The organism is Pseudomonas sp. NPDC090233 (assembly GCF_044772285.1).
Classification (GTDB): Bacteria; Pseudomonadota; Gammaproteobacteria; order Pseudomonadales; family Pseudomonadaceae; genus Aquipseudomonas.
This window is the reverse complement of the sequence record NZ_JBIVYQ010000002.1, coordinates 382,197-399,660: the sequence shown is the minus strand read 5'-3', so window position 1 is coordinate 399,660 and position 17,464 is coordinate 382,197. Positions and strand designations below refer to the sequence as shown.

The following is a 17,464-nucleotide window of genomic DNA, read 5'->3' as shown; positions in this document are numbered from 1 at the left end:
TGAGAAGCTATGCTGCCTCTCTGTCAGGCGCAGCACGCTGCTAGTCTGGCTGCATCACTCATGCAGGAAAACCTGGAGGCTTCATGTCCATCGAGAAGGTAGCAATCGTGATTGCAGGTGGCAGCGGCATGGGCGCAGCGGCAGCGCGGCGCCTGGCTGCCGATGGTTTCAAGGTCGGCATTCTGTCGTCGTCCGGCAAGGGCGAGGCCCTGGCCGAGGAACTGGGGGGCATTGGCGTGACCGGCAGCAACCAGTCCAATGACGATATCCAGCGCCTGGTCGATGCAGTGGTCGCAAAGTGGGGTCGCATCGACGTGCTGGTCAACAGTGCGGGGCACGGCCCACGTGCGCCGATTCTGGAAATCAGCGACGAAGACTGGCACCTGGGCATGGAAACCTACCTGCTCAACGTGATCCGCCCGACCCGCCTGGTGACGCCGATCATGCAGCGGCAAAAGGGTGGGGTGGTGATCAACATTTCCACCGCCTGGGCCTTCGAGCCAAGCGCGATGTTCCCCACCTCGGCGGTGTTCCGTGCGGGGCTGGCAGCGTTCAGCAAAATCTACGCCGACCAGTATGCCGGCGACAACATTCGCATCAACAACGTCCTGCCGGGCTGGATCGACAGCCTGCCGGCCACCGACGAGCGCCGCGACAGCGTGCCGCTCAAGCGCTATGGCAAAAGCGAGGAAATCGCCGCGACCGTGGCCTTCCTGGCCAGCGATGGCGCGGCGTACATCACCGGGCAGAACATCAAGGTCGACGGCGGCCTCACCCGCAGCGTCTGATCACAGGCGGGCGAGGGTGCCTTTGAGGGTGCGTTCCACCACATCGACCAGCACCATGGTCTGGTGGTCGACTTCGATGTTGAGCAGCTCCCCGGCCTTGTAGTGGGCGAAGGTGGTCTGGCGCAGGGTTTCGGGGATCAGGTTGATGGTGATCAGCGTATCGTCCACGTCGGCGACGGTCAGGCTACAGCCGTTGACGCCGAGGAAGCCGCGCGGGAACACGTATTTAGCCCATTCCGGCGGCATGCGGAACTTGATATAGGCGCCAGTTTCCTCGATCGACAGCTCGACGATTTCGGCGGTGGTGGCGACATGGCCGGCCATCAGGTGGCCGCCGATTTCGGCATTCATCTTCGCCGAACGCTCGATGTTGACGCCCTGGCCAGCCTTGAAGCAGCGCAGGTTGGTGCGCTCCAGGGTGGCGGTCATGGCGTCGAACTTGACCTGGGTGCCGTCGATTTCGGTGACCGACAGGCAGGTGCCCTCGACGCTGACGCTGGCACCGATCTTCAGCTCGTCGAGCAGTTCGGGGGTGAGGTCGATGGTGAACTGGTTGTGGCCCGGGTAAGTGGTTACAGCAAGGAGGGGGCGGACGGCCTGGACGATGCCGGTGTACATGGAGAGGCTCCTGGGCTTGGAAAACGATGCCCGGAAGCTATGCCTCTGCTGACCTAAATGCAAGGTGACTGTGCGGACCGCCCGCGAGGAGGCCCGCACTGACAACCAATCCTCAGAACCTCAACTGCCACTGCCCGACTACGGCATGGTTCCGGCTATTACTCCCCAGCTCACCGCTATACCCCAAGCCAATGGTCTGCCGCGCACTCAGCCCCAGGTCCAGCCCGGCCTCGACCAGCAAGCTGTCCCGGTCGATTGCACTGCCCTCGACACTGAACGCATCCCCTCCCGCCAGAAACGCCTGACGCGTGCGGGTATCGATGTTGCCATAGGTATGCCGCCAACCCAGGCTCGCCCGCGGGGTCAAACTCATGCCGTTGGCCAGCTGGCCGAGGTGCGCCACGCGCAGTCCCAAGGTGCTGCTGACGTTGTCCTGGGTGTCGGCATCCACCGCCAGCGCCGCATCGCCACCTTTCTCCCGGTAGCTGTCGCGGTGATAGCGCTGATAGCCCAGGCTGGCGAACGGTTCGGCGCTCAGACGGCCACTGCCCAGGGCATAGCCCAACTCGACGAATGCTTGCTGGCTGTCGGCGTCATAGTCACCTTTCAGGCGTTCATCGAAACCGCTGAAAGCCACCTCGCGCTTACTGTCGCCGTCATGGCGGCTGTACGCAGCGCCCATGCGCAGGGCCAGCGGGCCGCTCTGGTGTTGGGCATAGACGCCGGCATGCCAGCTACGCACGGTGCCGTCCAGGCCGGTGCTGTCCAGGCGCGTGCGGGAGTAGCCACCGAGTACCCCCAGACGCCAGTTGCCGGCCAGCGCCCAATCGATGCCCAGCACACCGCCGCCGGTACGTTGCTCCAGGGCACTGGCACCGTGGCTGCCATCGACCTTGCCATAGCTGCCAAGTGCTTGAGCCCAGACTCGCCCTTGGGCGTTCGGGTCGTTGAGGTTGCGTGCCTCGCGCGGCACGCCGGTAGCGGCCAGGGCAGGGCCGTGGCCGTCCTTCAAACCCACCAACAATCCGGCGCCGCTGCCCATCGACTGCATGGCGCCGAGCATGCTGCTGCCCACCTGAGTGGTGCCGGCAAGGGTTGCGGCCGCCAGGTTGGCGGTGTTGCTGCCTGCCAGTTGTTCGATGGCGTTGCCGGCGCTGGCAGCGCTGCTGCCGAGCACGGCGTTGTACAAGGTGCTGTCCTGGCCGAGGCTGCCCAGGCTGCGCGCCGCTGCTGAGCCATTGCCAGTTTGTGCATAGTGTTCGAAGGCGATGTCGTTGCGGGTGTAGGCCAGGCCTACCGAGTTGCTGGTGTAGCTCAGGGTCGGGGTGAGGAAGGCGTAATCGCTGGTGACTTGGCCGAACGTGCCATTGACCGCGCCGGCGGTCAGCACGGTGTACTGGCTCTGCCACGGATACTGGCCCGGGGTCGGCTGTACGCGCAGGGTAGCGCCGGCCAGGTTGGCCGTGCCGGTGACGCTGATCGGTGCGCTGCTGCCATCGGCGTTCACGCCGTATACCAGGGTTGCGCCCTGGCCAAAGCTCATGTCGCCATTGACCTTGGCCACGCCCAGGCCGGTGTTGGTCTGTAGTGTGCCGTCGACCTGCAGACCGCCCACCGAACCGCCACCGGCATAGGTCGCGCCCTGTTCGACCTGCATCAGGCCCAGGATGCTGCCTTGGTTGATCAGCGTCGCGCCGCTGGCAACCACGCCGCCCTGGCTGAAATCGTCGACGCTGGTAAGTGTCCAGCTACCGCCGCTCACATTCAGCGTTTCGAAGTTGCGGCTGTTGCCGAAGCTGCCGGTGCCGTTGAGGGTCACGCTGTCGATGCCATCGCCGCCATCGACCAGCCCGTTGAACACCCCGCCGGTTTCGACCACCAGGCTGTCATTGCCAGCACCCATGCTCAAGGCCAGGCCATTGCCGCCGCTGATGGTGCCGCTGTTGATCACGCGATCGTCATACCCGCCGATCAGCTTGATGCCGAAGCCGTTTTCGCCTTCGATGCGGCCAGCATTGCTGATCTGGGTTGCCGCCACGCCGGCACCCTCGGCGCCGTCATCGACCAGGATGCCATTGTCGACGCTGCGGATGACCCCGCTGGCGGTGTTGACGATGGTGCCACCGCCCATGGCGATACCTTCGCTGCCATTGGGCCGGCCGCCACTGTCGACGCCTTTGGCGCCCAAGCCTTGAATGGTACCGGCGTTGTAGATATGGCCGATCAGGTCGATGTCGACACCATCGCCGTCGCCGTTGAGTTTGCCATCGGCAATGGCGCCGGTGATGGTGCCGTAGTTATACACCGTGCCGCTGCCGTCGGAGCCAAAGCCCGAGCCATTGCGGCCAGTGATGCTGGCACCGTCGTAGTTGTAAAGGGTGGCGTCGGTCTTCAGGTCGACGCCATGACGGTCGGCGCTGATGGTGCCGTAATTGTGCACGGTGACGCCGGTCGAGGTGCCGATCTTGATGCCGTCGTACTTCTGGTCAAGGCCGTCCTTGTCCTGCGGCGCGGTGTCGGTGTAGATCAGCCCGTAGTTGGTCACGGTAGCGTTGGAGCCGGTCTTGATCGCGTCGTTGCCCACCGCGTGGATCACGCCGCTGGCCTGGTTGATCAAGCTGGTGGTGAAGGCCGGGTTGTTCAGGGTTTCCAGGTCGATGGCCTGGCCTTCGACAGTCGACTCGATGGTGCCGGCGTTGACGATCTTCAGGCTGCCGCCTGCCGTCGGGTTGGTCTGAAAACGCAGGCCATCGTTGCTGCCCTGGATCAGCGCGCCGGCCTGGTTGGTGATGAGGTAATGGCTGAGGTCTTCACCTTCGTCCTTGGTGTCGATGCCGCGGCCGTCGGTGGAGCGGATGATGCCGGCGTTGTCGACGCTGACAGTGGCACCGCTGGTGTGCTTGGGCAGGATCACGCCATCATCGTCGCTGGCCACGATGTTGCCACTGGAGGTCACCTTGAGGGTGTCCGACTTCTTCAGTTCCAGCGTTTCGGTGGTGGCGCTGTTGATCAGGTAATCCTTGGCCAGAGCGGCAGGGGCGAAGGCGGCACAGGCCAGTGCGATGCACAGGGCCAGGCGGTTGGGCGTGAAAGGCATTGGGCGACCAGAGTTCTTGTTCAGGGGCGCCCAATATGGCCATTGGATATTACGGTTTTATGGAGTCAGTGCCGGCCTCAGACATGCCCGCTACTGTTCACAATCCTCAGGCACAACGCCTCATAAGGATCCAGATTCACCGTCAGCCGCCCATCCTCGGTCAAGTCACCTTCGACCGTCTCGTTGATCATGTCCACCACCGTCCCCGGCGTGAAACCTGTCAGCACAAGCTCCTCGGCAATCACCTCCTGGCCAAAATTCAGCGCGCTGATCTGGATGCCGCGCCCAGCCGGCAGTTCATGCACCATCACCAATAAGCCGGGGCTGCTGACTTCCGGCACCAGCACCTGGCGGCTGCTGGCGATGCCGTAGGCCTGGCGCACGGCGAGCAGTTTCTTCACCTTGCTGGCGAATGAGTCGACATGCTCCAGTTGGCTGTCGAGGCTGCCGTACAGCGAGCGGGCGCGAGGCATGCCGCGCACCGACGCCTCGGCTTGCGGGTCGAGCCCGGCCAGGTCGTAGCCGCCCCGGTGGATCCAGCGGGTATCGCCATCGACCATCTTTTCAGCCACCGCCTCGGCCGGTAGCGGCAGGGCACCGACCAGGTCCCAGCCCGACAGCGCGACCACCCCCGGTTGCATGGCGTTGTACATCACCAGCAGCAGGTGCACCTTCTGGATCAGCTCGATATCGGCCGGGCCAATCTGCTCCAGGTCGCGAATGCCCAGCGCTGCAGTGATCAGGCTGGCGGTGGTGCAGGAGATGCCGTTGGTGACGAAGCGCAGGTTGTACGGTGCATGCTCACCCGACAGTCGCTCGTAGATCTCCTCGCGGATATGCTCGCGCAGGATGTTGCCAGGCAGCGTCTGGCCCTTGAACAGGTACATGTCATGGGCGTGCAAGGTCCAGAAGTGCACCAGCTCGACGGTCAGTTCATCGTGGTTCTGCAGGGCGTGGATCAGCGACGCCGGGTCGATGCCCAAACCATGCATTTCCTTGAGCATCAGGCGCAGGAACTCGGTGTCGCCGGTCAGCAGGGCATGTTGATAGGCCGGGCGGGTGATGAAGTCGTAGGACAGGTCGGCGCCGCCCTTGGACATCTGCGCGATGTCGTCCAGGGTGAGGTTCAGCTCCTGGAAGCTGAAGCCGCCGGCCTTGCGGATCATCCCGCCGATCAGCTGGTTGCCGACGATCGACAGCGGGTGGCTTTCCGACCAGGCGGGGCCGTCGGTGCGAGTCTCGACGCCGAGAAAACCGTTGGCGTCCAGGCGCAAGCCGCGTGCGCCCAGGCAGTCCAGCGCGTGCAGGGCATCGCCGATGATCATTTGCTGAGCGGCAAAACTGGGGTCGAGCCAGTTGAGTGATGGCTGGCCCTCTTTGAAGTAATGCAGGTAGACCCAGCGCCGCGTCTTGCCGTCGACGCCGGTGATGGGCGGCGTCACGCTCCAGTCGGTTTCCTTCACCCCAGGCTCGAAGAAGATCACCCGTTGCAGTTGGCCGACGATGTAGTGGCGCGCCTTGAGCTCGTCGCACAGGGCTGGCAACAGGTTGACCGCATCGCGACCTAGCGGCACGTCCGGCAGCAGCGGCCAGTCCTCCTCGCGGATTTCGATCATGTGGTAGAGCCCGGGGTAGGCGCCATGGCCCAGCTCGGCCAGCCGGAAATCGGCGCCTTTGCCGGTGTGCGAGGGAATCAGGTCGTCGATGGTCACGGCGTTGTGGGCGGCGGCCATGCGGCTCATCTGCACCAGTTCCTGCTCGTTGCCGTAGAGCGGGTCGATGTCGAAACTGATGCGGTCGAAATTGCCGTCGACGCTGGGGGTGAAGTCGCGGCCGCGGATGCCGCCGGACTGCTTGATCGGGCCGGTGTGGATGCCCTGCACGCCAATGTCCGACAGGCGCTTCCACAAGCTTTCATGGCCCAGGGCGCCCAGCACCGAGCAGCCTTCGGGGGCAATGATCGCGTCAGGGTAGACGGTCAGCCACACCGAGGCGATGTCGGTGGCGCGACGCGGTTGCGCTTCGGCGTAGGGGTTGAGCCACAGGCGTGACTGGCCGGAATACAGCCGGGCCCGCTCCTGCGAGGCCTTGAGCATGGAACGGTCTTCGAGCCATTTGACGTATGACGGGTCTGGTTGAGTCATTTCGCGTCCTCTCTGCGTGGCGGCACCGGCCCAACTTATGACGGTGCCTGCGGCAGATCGTTCGGCTGCAAGTGTGCACTGGCCTTGCGAATCGGCGAGCGCGCCGCCTTGCGCAAACTTTCCAGCAAGTCCAGCACCGCCACTTCGATATGCGGCTCGTCTCGCCAGCACATGCCGATCGAGCCTTCCGCGTCCAGCTCGAAGTCCAGCCGGCGCAACAGGCCGCGGCCGTGAAAATGCTCAGCCACGCGTCCGGAGGCCACCGACAGCATGTCGCTGTTTTGCATCAACCACAGGTTGGCCATCAGGGATGACGACTCGATCCGGCAGGGCAGCGGTTTGCGCCCGGCATTGCTCAGCGCCGTGTCCAGGCGGTTGCGGATTGGCGTGGCGGGGGGCCACAGCAGCCAGTCGTACTGGTACAGGTCATCCCAGCTCAGCCCCTGGCGCTGCGCCAGCGGATGATCGGGGCGGGCGACCACCTGCATGGGCTCGCGAAACAGCATTTCGCTGTGCAGGGCCTGGCTCGGCTGGTAGTTGTCGACGCGGCCGACCACCACATCCAACTGCCCTAGCTGCAAGCGTTCGAGCAGCACGTTCATAGTGTTTTCCTGTAAAGACACCTGCGCTTTCGGGTGTTTTTCCAGGAAATACAAAATGGCATCAGGCACCAGGCTGGGTGCCGAGGCCGGCGAGGTGCCCAGGGCGACATTGGGCGTATTGCCTTCGCGCAGGGCGTCGAGATTGCTTTGTGCCCGCTGCATTTCGCTGAGGATGCGTCGGGCGTGGTTGACCAGCAGGGTGCCTTCGGCAGTCGGGCGCAGGCCGCGGGCGTGGCGTTCGAACAGCAGGGCGCCGGCATCTTCTTCAAGCTCCTTGAGAAACTTCGACAGCCCCGGCTGGGTGGTATAGGCCTGCCGCGCGGTGTCGCTGAGATTGCCGGTTTCGGCCAGCGTTACCAGCAACTGCAGATGGCGTGGGCGCAGGCGGCGGGTCCAGTGCATGGCATTGCTCCATCATGTTTTAGGTATGGCTGCATACGAATTTATCATTTTTTCTGTATGGCTGAAGGGCGTTTAATCGATACCACAACGGGGCCGCCGCCATGACGACGAGCCCCACCATAGCCCACCACAGGTGATGCGATGAATAACAACGACAACATGGGTACTGCTCGCGCCGACTTCTATCAGCGCATTGACACCCAAGCGCTGTTTCCACTTTGGGAACAACTTCACAATCTGGTGCCCAAACAGCCCGCCAGTGCATGCGTGGCCGCACTTTGGCGCTTCAGCGAAGTGCGTCCATACCTGATGGAAGCCGGCCAGTTGATCAGCGCCGAGGAGGCCGTGCGCCGGGTACTGGTGCTGGAAAATCCAGGTATTCGCGGCCAGGCGTCGATTACCCCGAGCCTGTACGCCGGCCTGCAACTGATCCTGCCGGGTGAGGTTGCCCCCAGCCATCGGCACAGCCAGTCTGCCTTGCGCTTCGTGGTCGAAGGCAAGGGTGCCTACACCGCCGTCGACGGCGAGCGCACCACCATGCACCCTGGCGACTTCATCATCACCCCGTCCTGGACCTGGCACGATCACGGCAACCCGAGCGAGGCCGAAGGTGGTGAGCCGGTGATCTGGCTCGACGGCCTGGATATTCCCACCGTGCGCTTCTTCGGCGCAGGCTTTGCCGAAAACTACCCTGAAGCGGTGCAGCCCGTCAGCCGCCCGGAAGGCAACAGCCTGGCCCGCCACGGCGCCAACATGCTGCCGCTGCGCCATGAAGTACGCGGCAGCACTTCGCCGATCTTCAGTTACCCCTATGGCCGTACCCGCGAGGCCCTGGCGACCCTGGAGCGCCAGGGCGAGGTGGATGCCTGGTACGGCGTCAAGCTGCGCTACATCAACCCGGCCACAGGCGGTTGGGCCATGCCGACCATCGGTACCTGCATGCAGTTGTTGCCACGCAGTTTCGTCGGCAAAACCGCGCGTTGCACCGACGCCACCGTGTACTCGGTGGTCGAGGGCCGTGGCCGCGCCATCATCGACGGGCAGACCTTCCACTTCGAACCCAAGGACACCTTCGTCGTACCGAGCTGGGCCGCGTTGAGCCTGCAGGCGGATGACGAGTGCGTGCTGTTCAGCTATTCCGACCGCCCGGTCCAGCAAGCCCTGGGCCTGCTGCGCGAAGCCCGCGAAACCCATTGACCCGAGGAAACCTCTGCCATGACTTACCTGTTCGAACCCGCCGCCCATACCAGCCTGCCGATTGCCGGCAGTGATCAGCGCTTCCCGGTGCGCCGTGTTTACTGCGTGGGCCGCAACTACGCCGCGCACGCCCGCGAAATGGGCTTCGATCCCGATCGCGAACCGCCGTTCTTCTTCTGCAAGCCTGCCGATGCCGTGGTGCCGGTAGACGCCGGTAAGACCTTGGAGCTGGCGTATCCGACCGAGACCGACAACTACCACTACGAGATCGAACTGGTTGCGGCGATTGGCAAGGGTGGCCGCAACATTCCTCTTGAGCAAGCCAGCGAGCACGTCTTCGGCTACGCCGTGGGCCTGGACATGACCCGCCGCGACCTGCAGATGAAGATGCGCGAAATGGGCCGCCCGTGGGAAATCGGCAAGGCCTTCGACGCCTCCGCGCCGATTGCTCCGCTGTACCCGGCCGAGCAGGTCGGGCACCTGGCGCAGGCTTCGATCTGGCTACAGGTCGAAGGCCAGGACCGCCAGCGCAGCGACATCGACAAGCTGATCTGGTCGGTGCCGGAAACCATCGCCTACCTGTCACGGTTCTTCGAGCTGCAGCCGGGTGACCTGATCATGACCGGCACCCCCGAAGGGGTCGGCGCGGTCGTCGCCGGTGAGCTGATGGTGGGTGGCATCGACGGCCTGGGCGAGATCCATGCGCGCGTCGTCTGACTGACCCGGAGGTTTCACTCATGTCTTCCACCGACAACAACAATACCGTGGATGTACAAGGCTTCATCGACAACCAGCCGCTCAGCGCTTTCCAGTGGCGCATCTTGCTGCTGTGTTTTCTGGTCACGGCCATCGACGGCCTCGACACCGCCGCCATTGGTTTCATTGCTCCGGCCCTGCGCGAGCACTGGCAGATCGGCGCCAGTGAACTCGGCCCGGTGTTGGGCGCAGCTCTGGTGGGGTTGATGCTTGGGGCGTTCATGGCTGGGCCGCTGGCTGACCGTTTCGGTCGCAAGCGCGTGCTGGTGCTGTCGGTGGCCTGCTTTGGCACCTTCAGCCTGGCCGCTGCGTTTGCCCAGGATTTGCACAGCCTCGCCTGGCTGCGCTTGCTGACCGGCCTGGGCTTGGGCGGTGCCATGCCCAACGCTATCACCCTGACCTCCGAGTACTGCCCACAGCGCAGGCGTTCACTGCTGGTGACCGGCATGTTCTGTGGTTTCACCCTGGGCTCGGCGTTGGGCGGCGTGGTGGCGGCGCAACTGCTGCCGCTGTATGGCTGGCGTAGTGTGCTGGCATTAGGCGGCGTGCTGCCCCTGGCGCTGTTGCCGGTGCTGCTGTTGGCGTTGCCCGAGTCGGTGCGGTTTCTGGCGCGGCGTCATTCAGCCGACCCTCGCGCGCTGGCCATCCTGCGCCGTATCGCCCGCTTGCCGGCAGGCACTGGCGGACTGCAGGTCGACGAGACCGGCGCAGGTCACTCGCCGGTCCGGCAAATCCTCGCCCAGCCGTTGCGGCGCGGCACCCTGGCGCTGTGGCTGGCGTTCTTCATGAGCCTGCTGATCATCTATGGCATGACCAACTGGCTGCCACTGCTGGTCAGGGACAGCGGCCTGAGCCTGAGCCAGGCGGCACTGATCAGTGCGCTGTTCCAGGTCGGCGGCACGCTCGGTGCAGTGTGCCTGGGCGCAGCCATGGACCGCTTCGACGCGCACCGGGTGCTGGTACTGGCCCTGCTCGGTGGCGCCGGATGCCTGTTGGCCATCGGCCAGTGCCATGACGACTACGTACTGCTGGGCTTGAGCGTGGCCGGCATGGGCTTTTGCATCAGCGGCTCTCAAGTCGGCGCCAACGCCCTGGCAGCCGCGTACTACCCCACCAGCGCGCGTGCCACCGGGGTCGGCTGGGCGCACGGGGTAGGGCGCATCGGGGCGGTGTGCGGCACCTTCGGTGGCGCGGCCCTGCTGGGCGTCGGGCTGTCCTTCGAGGTGCTGTTCGCGGTGCTCATGCTGCCCGCCGTACTGGCCGCCGCCGCCATCTACTTCAAGGGCCTGCAGCCTGCCATCGGGCTGCGCGCCACTTCACCCATCACCCTTTGACCGGGCAGGATTTGCGCCATGCAGCTTTACAGTTTCTTCAACAGCTCCACCTCTTACAGGGTGCGTATCGCCCTGGCACTCAAAGGCCTGGCATCCGACTACCACAGGGTCAACCTGCGCACTGGCGAACAACGCCAGCCACAGCACCGCGAACTCAGCCCGATCGGTGGGGTGCCGGTGCTGGTTGGCGACGACGGGGTCAGCCTGACCCAGTCACTGGCGATCATCGACTATCTCGACGCCCTGTACCCCCAGGTGCCGCTGCTGCCCAGCGCCCCGCTGTTGCGTGCTCGGGTGCTGGAAGCTGCGCAACTGGTCGCCTGCGACATCCACCCGCTGAACAACGTGCGCGTACTTGGCTACTTGCAGCGTGAGCTGGGCGTCCGCGCCGAGGACAAGGACCGCTGGTATGCGCACTGGGTGGCCGAAGGCCTGGCGGCACTGGAAGCGTTGCTGCAACGCCACGGCGATGGCCCGTTCTGCTTTGGTGCCACACCCACCCTGGCCGACTGCTGCCTGGTCCCGCAGGTGGCCAATGCCGCCCGCATGGGCTGCGACCTGCAGGCCTACCCCAAGGTCATGGCGGTGTACCAGCATTGCCAGGCACAGGCCGCGTTCCAACAGGCCGCGCCCGAACGCCAGCCCGATTTCATCCAATAAGAAACCCAGGTTGCAAACCTGCACGGAGACACAAACCATGACTGCCAGGCAACAACAGATCATCATCGTCGGCGGCGGCATCGGCGGCCTTGCCGCTGCCCAGGCCCTGACAGCCCAGGGCATCCGCGTCCTGCTGCTGGAACAGGCTGACCATATCGGCGAAATCGGCGCCGGTATCCAGCTTGGCCCGAATGCCTACGCGGCACTGGACGCCCTGGGCGTCGGCGAAGCGGCGCGCAGCCGCTCGGTGTTCACCGACCACCTGATCATGATGGACGCCCTCGATGCCCACGAAGTGGCGCGGGTCGACGTCGGCGAACCCTTCCGGCAACGCTTCGGCAACCCCTACGGGGTGATCCACCGCGCCGACATTCACCTGTCGATCCTCGAAGCGGTACGCCAGAACCCGCTGATTCGCTTCCAGACCTCGACCCAGATCGCCGGCTTTGAGATGGACGACCACGGCGTGACCCTGACCGACAGCAAAGGCAACCGCTACCAGGCCGATGCGGTGATTGGCTGCGATGGTGTCAAGTCGGTGGTGCGCGAGCGCATGGTCGGCGACCCGGCGCGGGTGACCGGGCATGTGGTGTACCGCGCGGTGGTGGACGTCGACAACATGCCCGAGGACCTGCGCGTCAACGCGCCGATGTTGTGGGCCGGCCCGCATTGCCACCTGGTGCATTACCCGTTGCGCGGTGGCCAGCAGTACAACTTGGTGGTCACCTTCCACAGTCGTGACGAGGAGCAGTGGGGCGTCACCGATGGCAGCAAGGACGAAGTGCTGTCGTACTTCGAAGGCATCCACGCGCGGCCTCGGCAAATGCTCGACCGACCGACTTCATGGCGCCGCTGGGCCACCGCCGACCGCGACCCGGTGGCGCAGTGGGGCGAAGGCCGCGCCACCCTGCTTGGCGATGCTGCACATCCGATGACCCAGTACCTGGCGCAGGGCGCGTGCATGGCACTGGAGGATGCTGTGGTGCTGGGCCAGGCCGTGAAGACCTGTGAACATGACCTGCAAGCAGCGTTTCGCCTCTACGAATCGATCCGCATCCCACGCACCGCACGGGTACTGTGGTCGGCGCGGGAGATGGGCCGGCTGTACCACGCCAAGGGTGTCGAGCGGCTGGTGCGCAACCAGCTGTGGGAAGGGCGGGGGCAAGCGCAGTTCTACGATGCTGTGCAGTGGCTGTATGGCTGGAACATCGATAGCTGCATGAAGCGGTGAGCGATCACCGCCGCGCTGAAAGCTGCTGCGGCGCCAGGAAGGCATCGTGGAAGTAGTTGCGCAGCGCCTGCATCGCTGGGCTGAAGGCCCGTTCGCGGTGCCAGGCCAAACCCACGCTCATGGGCGTCACCGGGTCGCTGATGGTAACGGTTTCGATGCGTTTGCCTTCCAGCGACCAGGGCCGGTGCACCAGGTCTGAAAGGATCGCCACGCCGCTGCCGTTGGCAACCATGCTGCGCACCGCTTCCACCGAGCTGGTGCGTACGCGCACGCTGGGCCGCTGGCCGGCCAGTTCCCAGTAACGCATGGCACTTTGTTCGGCTTCGTCCACGGTCAGCAGAATGAAGGGCTCGCGGGCGACGTCGGCCAGGCTGACGGCAGAGCGTTCGCACAGCGGATGATGGCTGGGCAGCCACAGTCGGCGCTCGGAATTGAACAGGGTTTCCGAGACGATATCCGGGTGGGTGAGGTTGGCGGTGAGCACCACGGCCATGTCGAAACGGCTTTCCAGCAGGCCCTGTTCAATGGCGCTGCGCTCCTGCTCGTGCACCTCCAGCGTCACATCCGGATGCCAGTGTTCAAGGCGCTGCAGGTGATGCGGCAGGAAGTAGCCGATCACGGTGTAGCTTGCGGCAAGGCGCAGCAGGCCGCTGGCGCGCACGTCCGGTAACGGGCTGTTCAGTGCATCGTCGACACTGCGCAGGATCACATAGGCGCGGTTGAGAAAGTGCCGGCCCGCGTCGGTCAAGCTCATGCCCTGGGGCGAGCGCTGGAACAACAGCGCGCCGAGCATCGCCTCCAGCTCCTTGATCGCGGTGGTCACCGCCGACTGGGAAATATTCAGGTGGATCGCTGCCTGGGAGATCTGGCCGATCTCGGCGGTGGCGACAAAATAGCGGACCTGGCGCAGGGTCAACGACACGAAGCACTCCTGGAGTATCTGATTTTCCGAAGACACCCTATCTTTTTATAAATCTTCCCAAGGGGTGGCAGAGAATCTAACGTGGCCTGCACACAGTCACAAGCACCAGGAGCGCAGGCATGCAGGCAGTAGACTTCAACTCTGACATGGGCGAGGGCTTCGGCCCGTGGACCATCGGCGACGGTGTCGACAACGAACTGATGGCCTTTATCAGTTCGGCCAACATCGCCACCGGCTTCCACGCTGGCGATCCTGGCACCATGCGTCGCACGGTGGAGCGGGCCAAGGCGCTGGGTGTGGCGGTGGGCGCGCATCCGGGCTTCCGTGACCTGGTCGGTTTCGGCCGCCGGCACATCAATGCGCCGGCCCAGGAGCTGGTCGACGACATGCTTTACCAGTTGGGTGCGTTGCGTGAAATTGCCCGTGCGCAAGGGGTCCGCCTGCAGCACATCAAACCGCATGGTGCGCTGTACATGCACCTGGCCCGCGACGAAGAGGCCGCGCGGCTTCTGGTGCAGAACCTGCAGGTCATCGAGCCCGAGTTGCTGTTGTATTGCATGCCCGGTTCGGTGATCTGCCGAGTTGCACAGGAACTCGGCCAGCCGGTGGTGCGCGAGTTCTATGCCGACCGCGAGTACGACCTGAGTGGCTCCATCGTCTTCACCCGCAATGTGCGCGGCTATGAGCCGCAAGCGGTCGCCAAGCGCGTGCTGCGCGCCTGCCAGGAGGGCGTGGTGCGCACGGTAGAAGGGCAGGACCTGACCATCGAATTCGACTCCATCTGCCTGCACAGCGACACCCCTGGCGCCCTGTGCCTGGTCGAGGCTACGCGTGCGGCACTGGACGCCGCCGGCATCGAGGTGCGCAGGCCGCGTTGAGTTTCAAGGGCACCCGGTGCACAGACACCGGTGCCGCTGTACAGCATTGTTTTTGCCTGCCTTACGATAAAGATTCCAAGAAAAGGAGCAGACATGGCCGAGCCGCTTGCCAGTACCCCGATCCGCTACAGCTTCGGTGCCGACGAGCACCTGTTCGCCGAGGTCAGCGACAGCATGTCGCTGGAAGCCTTCTTCAAGGGCATGGCCGTCACCCGCGCGGTGGAGCGCCTGGGGCTGGAGGGCGTGCTCGACATCTGCCTGGCCAACGCCTCGTTCCAGATTCGCTTCGACCCCGACCGCATCGCGCCCGACGCCCTGCTCGAAGCCGTGCGCGGCGCCGAAGCCGAGGCGGTGGCCGAGCGCTCGCTGCACACCCGCATCATCGAAATCCCGGTGCTGTACAACGACCCCTGGACCCACGAAACCCTCATGCGTTTTCGCGACCGCCACCAGGACCCGCACAGCACCGACCTGGAATACGCGGCGCGGATCAACGGCCTGGCCGGTGTCGAGGCGTTCATCGCTGCGCACAGCGGCGCGCCGTGGTTCGTATCGATGGTCGGTTTCGTCGCCGGTCTGCCGTTCATGTTCCAGATGGTCGAGCGCGAGCGCCAGTTGCAGGTGCCCAAGTACCTGCGGCCACGCACCGACACGCCAAAACTGACCCTCGGCCATGGGGGCTGTTTCGGTTGCATCTACTCGGTGCGCGGGGCAGGGGGCTACCAGATGTTCGGCGTCACCCCGGCACCGATCTACGATCCCCAGCAGACCCTGAGCTACCTGAAGGAACACATGGTGTTCTTCCGCCCCGGCGACATCGTGCAATTCAAACCCATAGACCGCCAGGCCTACGACCAGGCGGTGGCGAATGTCGAGGACGGCCATTTCGACCTGCGCATTCGCCAGGTGGAATTTTCCCTGGATGCATTTCTCGCCGACCCGGTCGGCTATCCCAAGACGTTGCAGGAGGCGCTGGCATGATCAAGGTACGCAAACCTGGCCTGGCGACTTCGGTGCAGGACCTCGGCCGCGAAGGCTATTACCACCTGGGCATCCCGCCCTCCGGCGCGCTCGATCAGTATGCGTTGCGTGCGGCCAATCAGTTGGTCGGCAACCCGGCGAGTGCTGCCGGCCTTGAGTGCGCGCTGGTGGGGCCGGAGCTGGAGTTTCTGCAGGACGCCCTGGTGGCGGTGTGCGGCGCGCAGATGCCGGCGCTGCTCGATGAGCGTGAGCAGCGGCCCGATACTGCGTTTGCGGTCAGGGCAGGGCAAGTGCTGCGCTTCGGTTTCCCCACAGCGGGGGCGCGTGCCTACATTGCCGTAGCAGGAGGCATAGATGTGCCTGAAGTGCTGGGTAGCCGGTCCACGTATGCATTGGGGGCGCTGGGCGGTTTCAATGGCCGCAAGCTGGTGGCCGGTGATGTGTTGCCGGTCGGCGTGCCCAGCGGCAAGAGCCACGTCGGCGCCAGTTTACCCATGGCCCTGCGCCAGGCGCTGGGCGGTGAGGTGGTGTTGCGGGTGGTGCCGGGTTTGTACTTCCATCGCCTGACCGAGGCAGCGGCGAAAAGCTTCTTTACCGATGCCTGGACCGTGGGTTCCGAAGCCGACCGCATCGGTTACCGCTACCGGGGCGGCAGCGCGCTGAGTTTCCAGCCCCGTGAGCAGCCGTTTGGTGCCGGTTCGGACCCTTCCAATATCGTCGACAGCTGCTACCCGATCGGTTCGATCCAGGTGCCGGCGGGGCTGGAGCCGATCATCCTGCACCGGGATGCGGTGTCGGGTGGGGGGTATGCCATGATCGGCACGGTGATCAGCGCGGACCTGGATTTGATCGGGCAGATGCAGCCCAATCAGCAGGCGCGGTTCTTGCCGGTGAGCATGGAGCAGGCGCTGGAGGCGCGGCGGTCGTACAAGAAGAAGCTCGGGTATCTGGGCAGGTTGTTTGGTTGATGAGTGACTGTACCGCCCTTTTCGCGGCTGAAGCCGCTCCTACAGTTACCCCACTGTATCTGTAGAAGCGGCTTCAGCCGCGAAGAGGCCAGTACAGGCTATGAAGAGGCCGGATCCTCAAGCCGAAATCCCTCAACTCCAAATTCCGCCTCCAGCGCCAACAGATACTCGCGCAACGCCCGCCGCGTCGCCTCTTCGCGCAAACACTGGCGCACCCGCTCCGCCACCTGCTCATAAGGCAGCGGCATCCGCTCGACTCGCTCATCCACACTCACTACATGCCAGCCATAGCGCGACGCCAATGGCCGATCGTGCAAACCCACCGGCAACCGCTGCAGCACCTGATCCAGCTCTGCCACCGTCTGCCCTGAACTAACCCAGCCCAGCTCGCCGCCTTGGTCCTTCGAAGGGCAGGCCGAGTGGCGCTGCGCCAGTTCGGTAAACCGCTCGGGATGCTCAACGAGTTCCGCCTGCAACTGCTCGCCCAACCGGTAATGCGCATCCCGCGCCCGGGCATCCTCCGGCGCGGCGGGCAGCAGGATATGCCGCACCTTGATCCGCGCCGGTTGGCAAAAGCGCTCGCGGTGGCTGTTGAAATACCGCTGGCTGTCGGCCTCACTTGCCTCAGGCACGTTCAGTTCACTGTCCAGCAACTGCGCCACGGTTTCATCACCCGGTTGCAACCCCAGCACCGCAGCCCGCTGGTTCAACAGCTCGCGCACCACCAGCGCACGGGCGGCACTGCGCTGCGCTTCGAGCAATGACCCCGCCGGATGAAAGGGCGTCTCCTTGGCAATATCCGCTTCGCTGAGCAAGGTGTCGCCCACCCGGATCACCACGGCCGGGCTGTCCGGTAGCGTCTCGACTGCAATCATCTCCATGTTCG

The 17,464-nt window shown here is 64.6% G+C and carries 15 protein-coding genes; 9 read left to right on the top strand and 6 right to left on the bottom strand.

From position 1 onward, the window contains the following. Positions 1–83: 83 nt before the first annotated feature. Positions 84–788: an SDR family oxidoreductase gene (locus ACIQUF_RS06280; RefSeq protein ID WP_403129532.1), complete on the top strand. Its 705-nt coding sequence runs from the start codon at positions 84–86 to the stop codon at positions 786–788. Here ACIQUF_RS06280 and ACIQUF_RS06275 read toward each other — a convergent pair whose 3' ends face one another. From ACIQUF_RS06275 to ACIQUF_RS06260, 4 genes are all read right to left on the bottom strand, one after another. Beyond that, entirely contained in the window at positions 789–1,406 is a 618-nt protein-coding gene (locus ACIQUF_RS06275) for a riboflavin synthase subunit alpha (RefSeq protein WP_403129530.1), read from the bottom strand. Between the two features lie 112 nt (positions 1,407–1,518). After that, positions 1,519–4,503 carry an autotransporter domain-containing protein gene (locus ACIQUF_RS06270; RefSeq protein ID WP_403129528.1) on the bottom strand — a complete coding sequence of 995 codons (2,985 nt, stop codon included), beginning with the start codon at positions 4,501–4,503 and terminating at the stop codon, positions 1,519–1,521. A 77-nt stretch (positions 4,504–4,580) separates the two neighbouring features. Beyond that, on the bottom strand, positions 4,581–6,647 hold the full coding sequence (treS, locus tag ACIQUF_RS06265) for a maltose alpha-D-glucosyltransferase (protein ID WP_403129526.1): 2,067 nt from the start codon (positions 6,645–6,647) through the stop codon (positions 4,581–4,583). 35 nt (positions 6,648–6,682) lie between these two features. Beyond that, entirely contained in the window at positions 6,683–7,651 is a 969-nt protein-coding gene (locus tag ACIQUF_RS06260; protein WP_403129524.1) for a LysR substrate-binding domain-containing protein, read from the bottom strand. A 141-nt stretch (positions 7,652–7,792) separates the two neighbouring features. Between ACIQUF_RS06260 and gtdA the strand changes: the two genes are divergently transcribed. From gtdA to ACIQUF_RS06235, 5 genes are read left to right on the top strand one after another with little or no spacing between them, the layout of a single operon-like run. Continuing rightward, positions 7,793–8,848, top strand: a complete 1,056-nt coding sequence (gene gtdA / locus ACIQUF_RS06255) for a gentisate 1,2-dioxygenase (RefSeq protein ID WP_403129522.1) — start codon at positions 7,793–7,795, stop codon at positions 8,846–8,848. 18 nt (positions 8,849–8,866) lie between these two features. Then, on the top strand, positions 8,867–9,565 hold the full coding sequence (locus ACIQUF_RS06250) for a fumarylacetoacetate hydrolase family protein (protein ID WP_403129520.1): 699 nt from the start codon (positions 8,867–8,869) through the stop codon (positions 9,563–9,565). Positions 9,566–9,585: 20 nt separating this feature from the next. Further along, positions 9,586–10,938, top strand: coding sequence for an MFS transporter (locus tag ACIQUF_RS06245; RefSeq protein ID WP_403129518.1), 1,353 nt, complete (start codon positions 9,586–9,588; stop codon positions 10,936–10,938). 18 nt (positions 10,939–10,956) lie between these two features. Beyond that, positions 10,957–11,598, top strand: coding sequence for a maleylacetoacetate isomerase (gene maiA, locus ACIQUF_RS06240; protein WP_403129516.1), 642 nt, complete (start codon positions 10,957–10,959; stop codon positions 11,596–11,598). A gap of 37 nt (positions 11,599–11,635) precedes the next feature. After that, positions 11,636–12,829 (top strand): 3-hydroxybenzoate 6-monooxygenase, encoded by a 1,194-nt coding sequence (locus ACIQUF_RS06235; protein ID WP_403129515.1) that lies wholly within the window; start codon positions 11,636–11,638, stop codon positions 12,827–12,829. A gap of 4 nt (positions 12,830–12,833) precedes the next feature. On the opposite strand, the gene ACIQUF_RS06230 is transcribed toward ACIQUF_RS06235, so the two are convergent. Beyond that, positions 12,834–13,751 (bottom strand): LysR family transcriptional regulator, encoded by a 918-nt coding sequence (locus ACIQUF_RS06230; RefSeq protein WP_403129514.1) that lies wholly within the window; start codon positions 13,749–13,751, stop codon positions 12,834–12,836. A 119-nt stretch (positions 13,752–13,870) separates the two neighbouring features. Here ACIQUF_RS06230 and ACIQUF_RS06225 point away from each other — a divergent pair, with 119 nt between their 5' ends. From ACIQUF_RS06225 to ACIQUF_RS06215, 3 genes are all read left to right on the top strand, one after another. Then, positions 13,871–14,629 (top strand): 5-oxoprolinase subunit PxpA, encoded by a 759-nt coding sequence (locus ACIQUF_RS06225; RefSeq protein ID WP_403129512.1) that lies wholly within the window; start codon positions 13,871–13,873, stop codon positions 14,627–14,629. 93 nt (positions 14,630–14,722) lie between these two features. Then, positions 14,723–15,610, top strand: a complete 888-nt coding sequence (locus ACIQUF_RS06220; RefSeq protein WP_403129511.1) for an allophanate hydrolase subunit 1 — start codon at positions 14,723–14,725, stop codon at positions 15,608–15,610. Next, entirely contained in the window at positions 15,607–16,578 is a 972-nt protein-coding gene (locus ACIQUF_RS06215; RefSeq protein WP_403129509.1) for a biotin-dependent carboxyltransferase family protein, read from the top strand. The genes ACIQUF_RS06220 and ACIQUF_RS06215 overlap by 4 nt, the downstream gene beginning before the upstream one ends. A gap of 98 nt (positions 16,579–16,676) precedes the next feature. Here the strand turns inward: ACIQUF_RS06215 and ACIQUF_RS06210 are convergent, their stop codons facing one another. Continuing rightward, entirely contained in the window at positions 16,677–17,459 is a 783-nt protein-coding gene (locus ACIQUF_RS06210; protein ID WP_403129507.1) for a peptidylprolyl isomerase, read from the bottom strand. Between the last annotated feature and the right edge of the window lie 5 nt (positions 17,460–17,464).

What these genes read in the sequence shown, in the direction of transcription:
- ACIQUF_RS06280 (WP_403129532.1), top strand. Translation starts at nt 84, where the DNA reads ATGTCCATCGAGAAGGTAGCAATCGTGATTGCAGGTGGCAGCGGCATG.
- ACIQUF_RS06275 (WP_403129530.1), bottom strand. Translation starts at nt 1,406, where the DNA reads ATGTACACCGGCATCGTCCAGGCCGTCCGCCCCCTCCTTGCTGTAACC.
- ACIQUF_RS06270 (WP_403129528.1), bottom strand. Translation starts at nt 4,503, where the DNA reads ATGCCTTTCACGCCCAACCGCCTGGCCCTGTGCATCGCACTGGCCTGT.
- treS (WP_403129526.1), bottom strand. Translation starts at nt 6,647, where the DNA reads ATGACTCAACCAGACCCGTCATACGTCAAATGGCTCGAAGACCGTTCC.
- ACIQUF_RS06260 (WP_403129524.1), bottom strand. Translation starts at nt 7,651, where the DNA reads ATGCACTGGACCCGCCGCCTGCGCCCACGCCATCTGCAGTTGCTGGTA.
- gtdA (WP_403129522.1), top strand. Translation starts at nt 7,793, where the DNA reads ATGAATAACAACGACAACATGGGTACTGCTCGCGCCGACTTCTATCAG.
- ACIQUF_RS06250 (WP_403129520.1), top strand. Translation starts at nt 8,867, where the DNA reads ATGACTTACCTGTTCGAACCCGCCGCCCATACCAGCCTGCCGATTGCC.
- ACIQUF_RS06245 (WP_403129518.1), top strand. Translation starts at nt 9,586, where the DNA reads ATGTCTTCCACCGACAACAACAATACCGTGGATGTACAAGGCTTCATC.
- maiA (WP_403129516.1), top strand. Translation starts at nt 10,957, where the DNA reads ATGCAGCTTTACAGTTTCTTCAACAGCTCCACCTCTTACAGGGTGCGT.
- ACIQUF_RS06235 (WP_403129515.1), top strand. Translation starts at nt 11,636, where the DNA reads ATGACTGCCAGGCAACAACAGATCATCATCGTCGGCGGCGGCATCGGC.
- ACIQUF_RS06225 (WP_403129512.1), top strand. Translation starts at nt 13,871, where the DNA reads ATGCAGGCAGTAGACTTCAACTCTGACATGGGCGAGGGCTTCGGCCCG.
- ACIQUF_RS06220 (WP_403129511.1), top strand. Translation starts at nt 14,723, where the DNA reads ATGGCCGAGCCGCTTGCCAGTACCCCGATCCGCTACAGCTTCGGTGCC.
- ACIQUF_RS06215 (WP_403129509.1), top strand. Translation starts at nt 15,607, where the DNA reads ATGATCAAGGTACGCAAACCTGGCCTGGCGACTTCGGTGCAGGACCTC.
- ACIQUF_RS06210 (WP_403129507.1), bottom strand. Translation starts at nt 17,459, where the DNA reads ATGGAGATGATTGCAGTCGAGACGCTACCGGACAGCCCGGCCGTGGTG.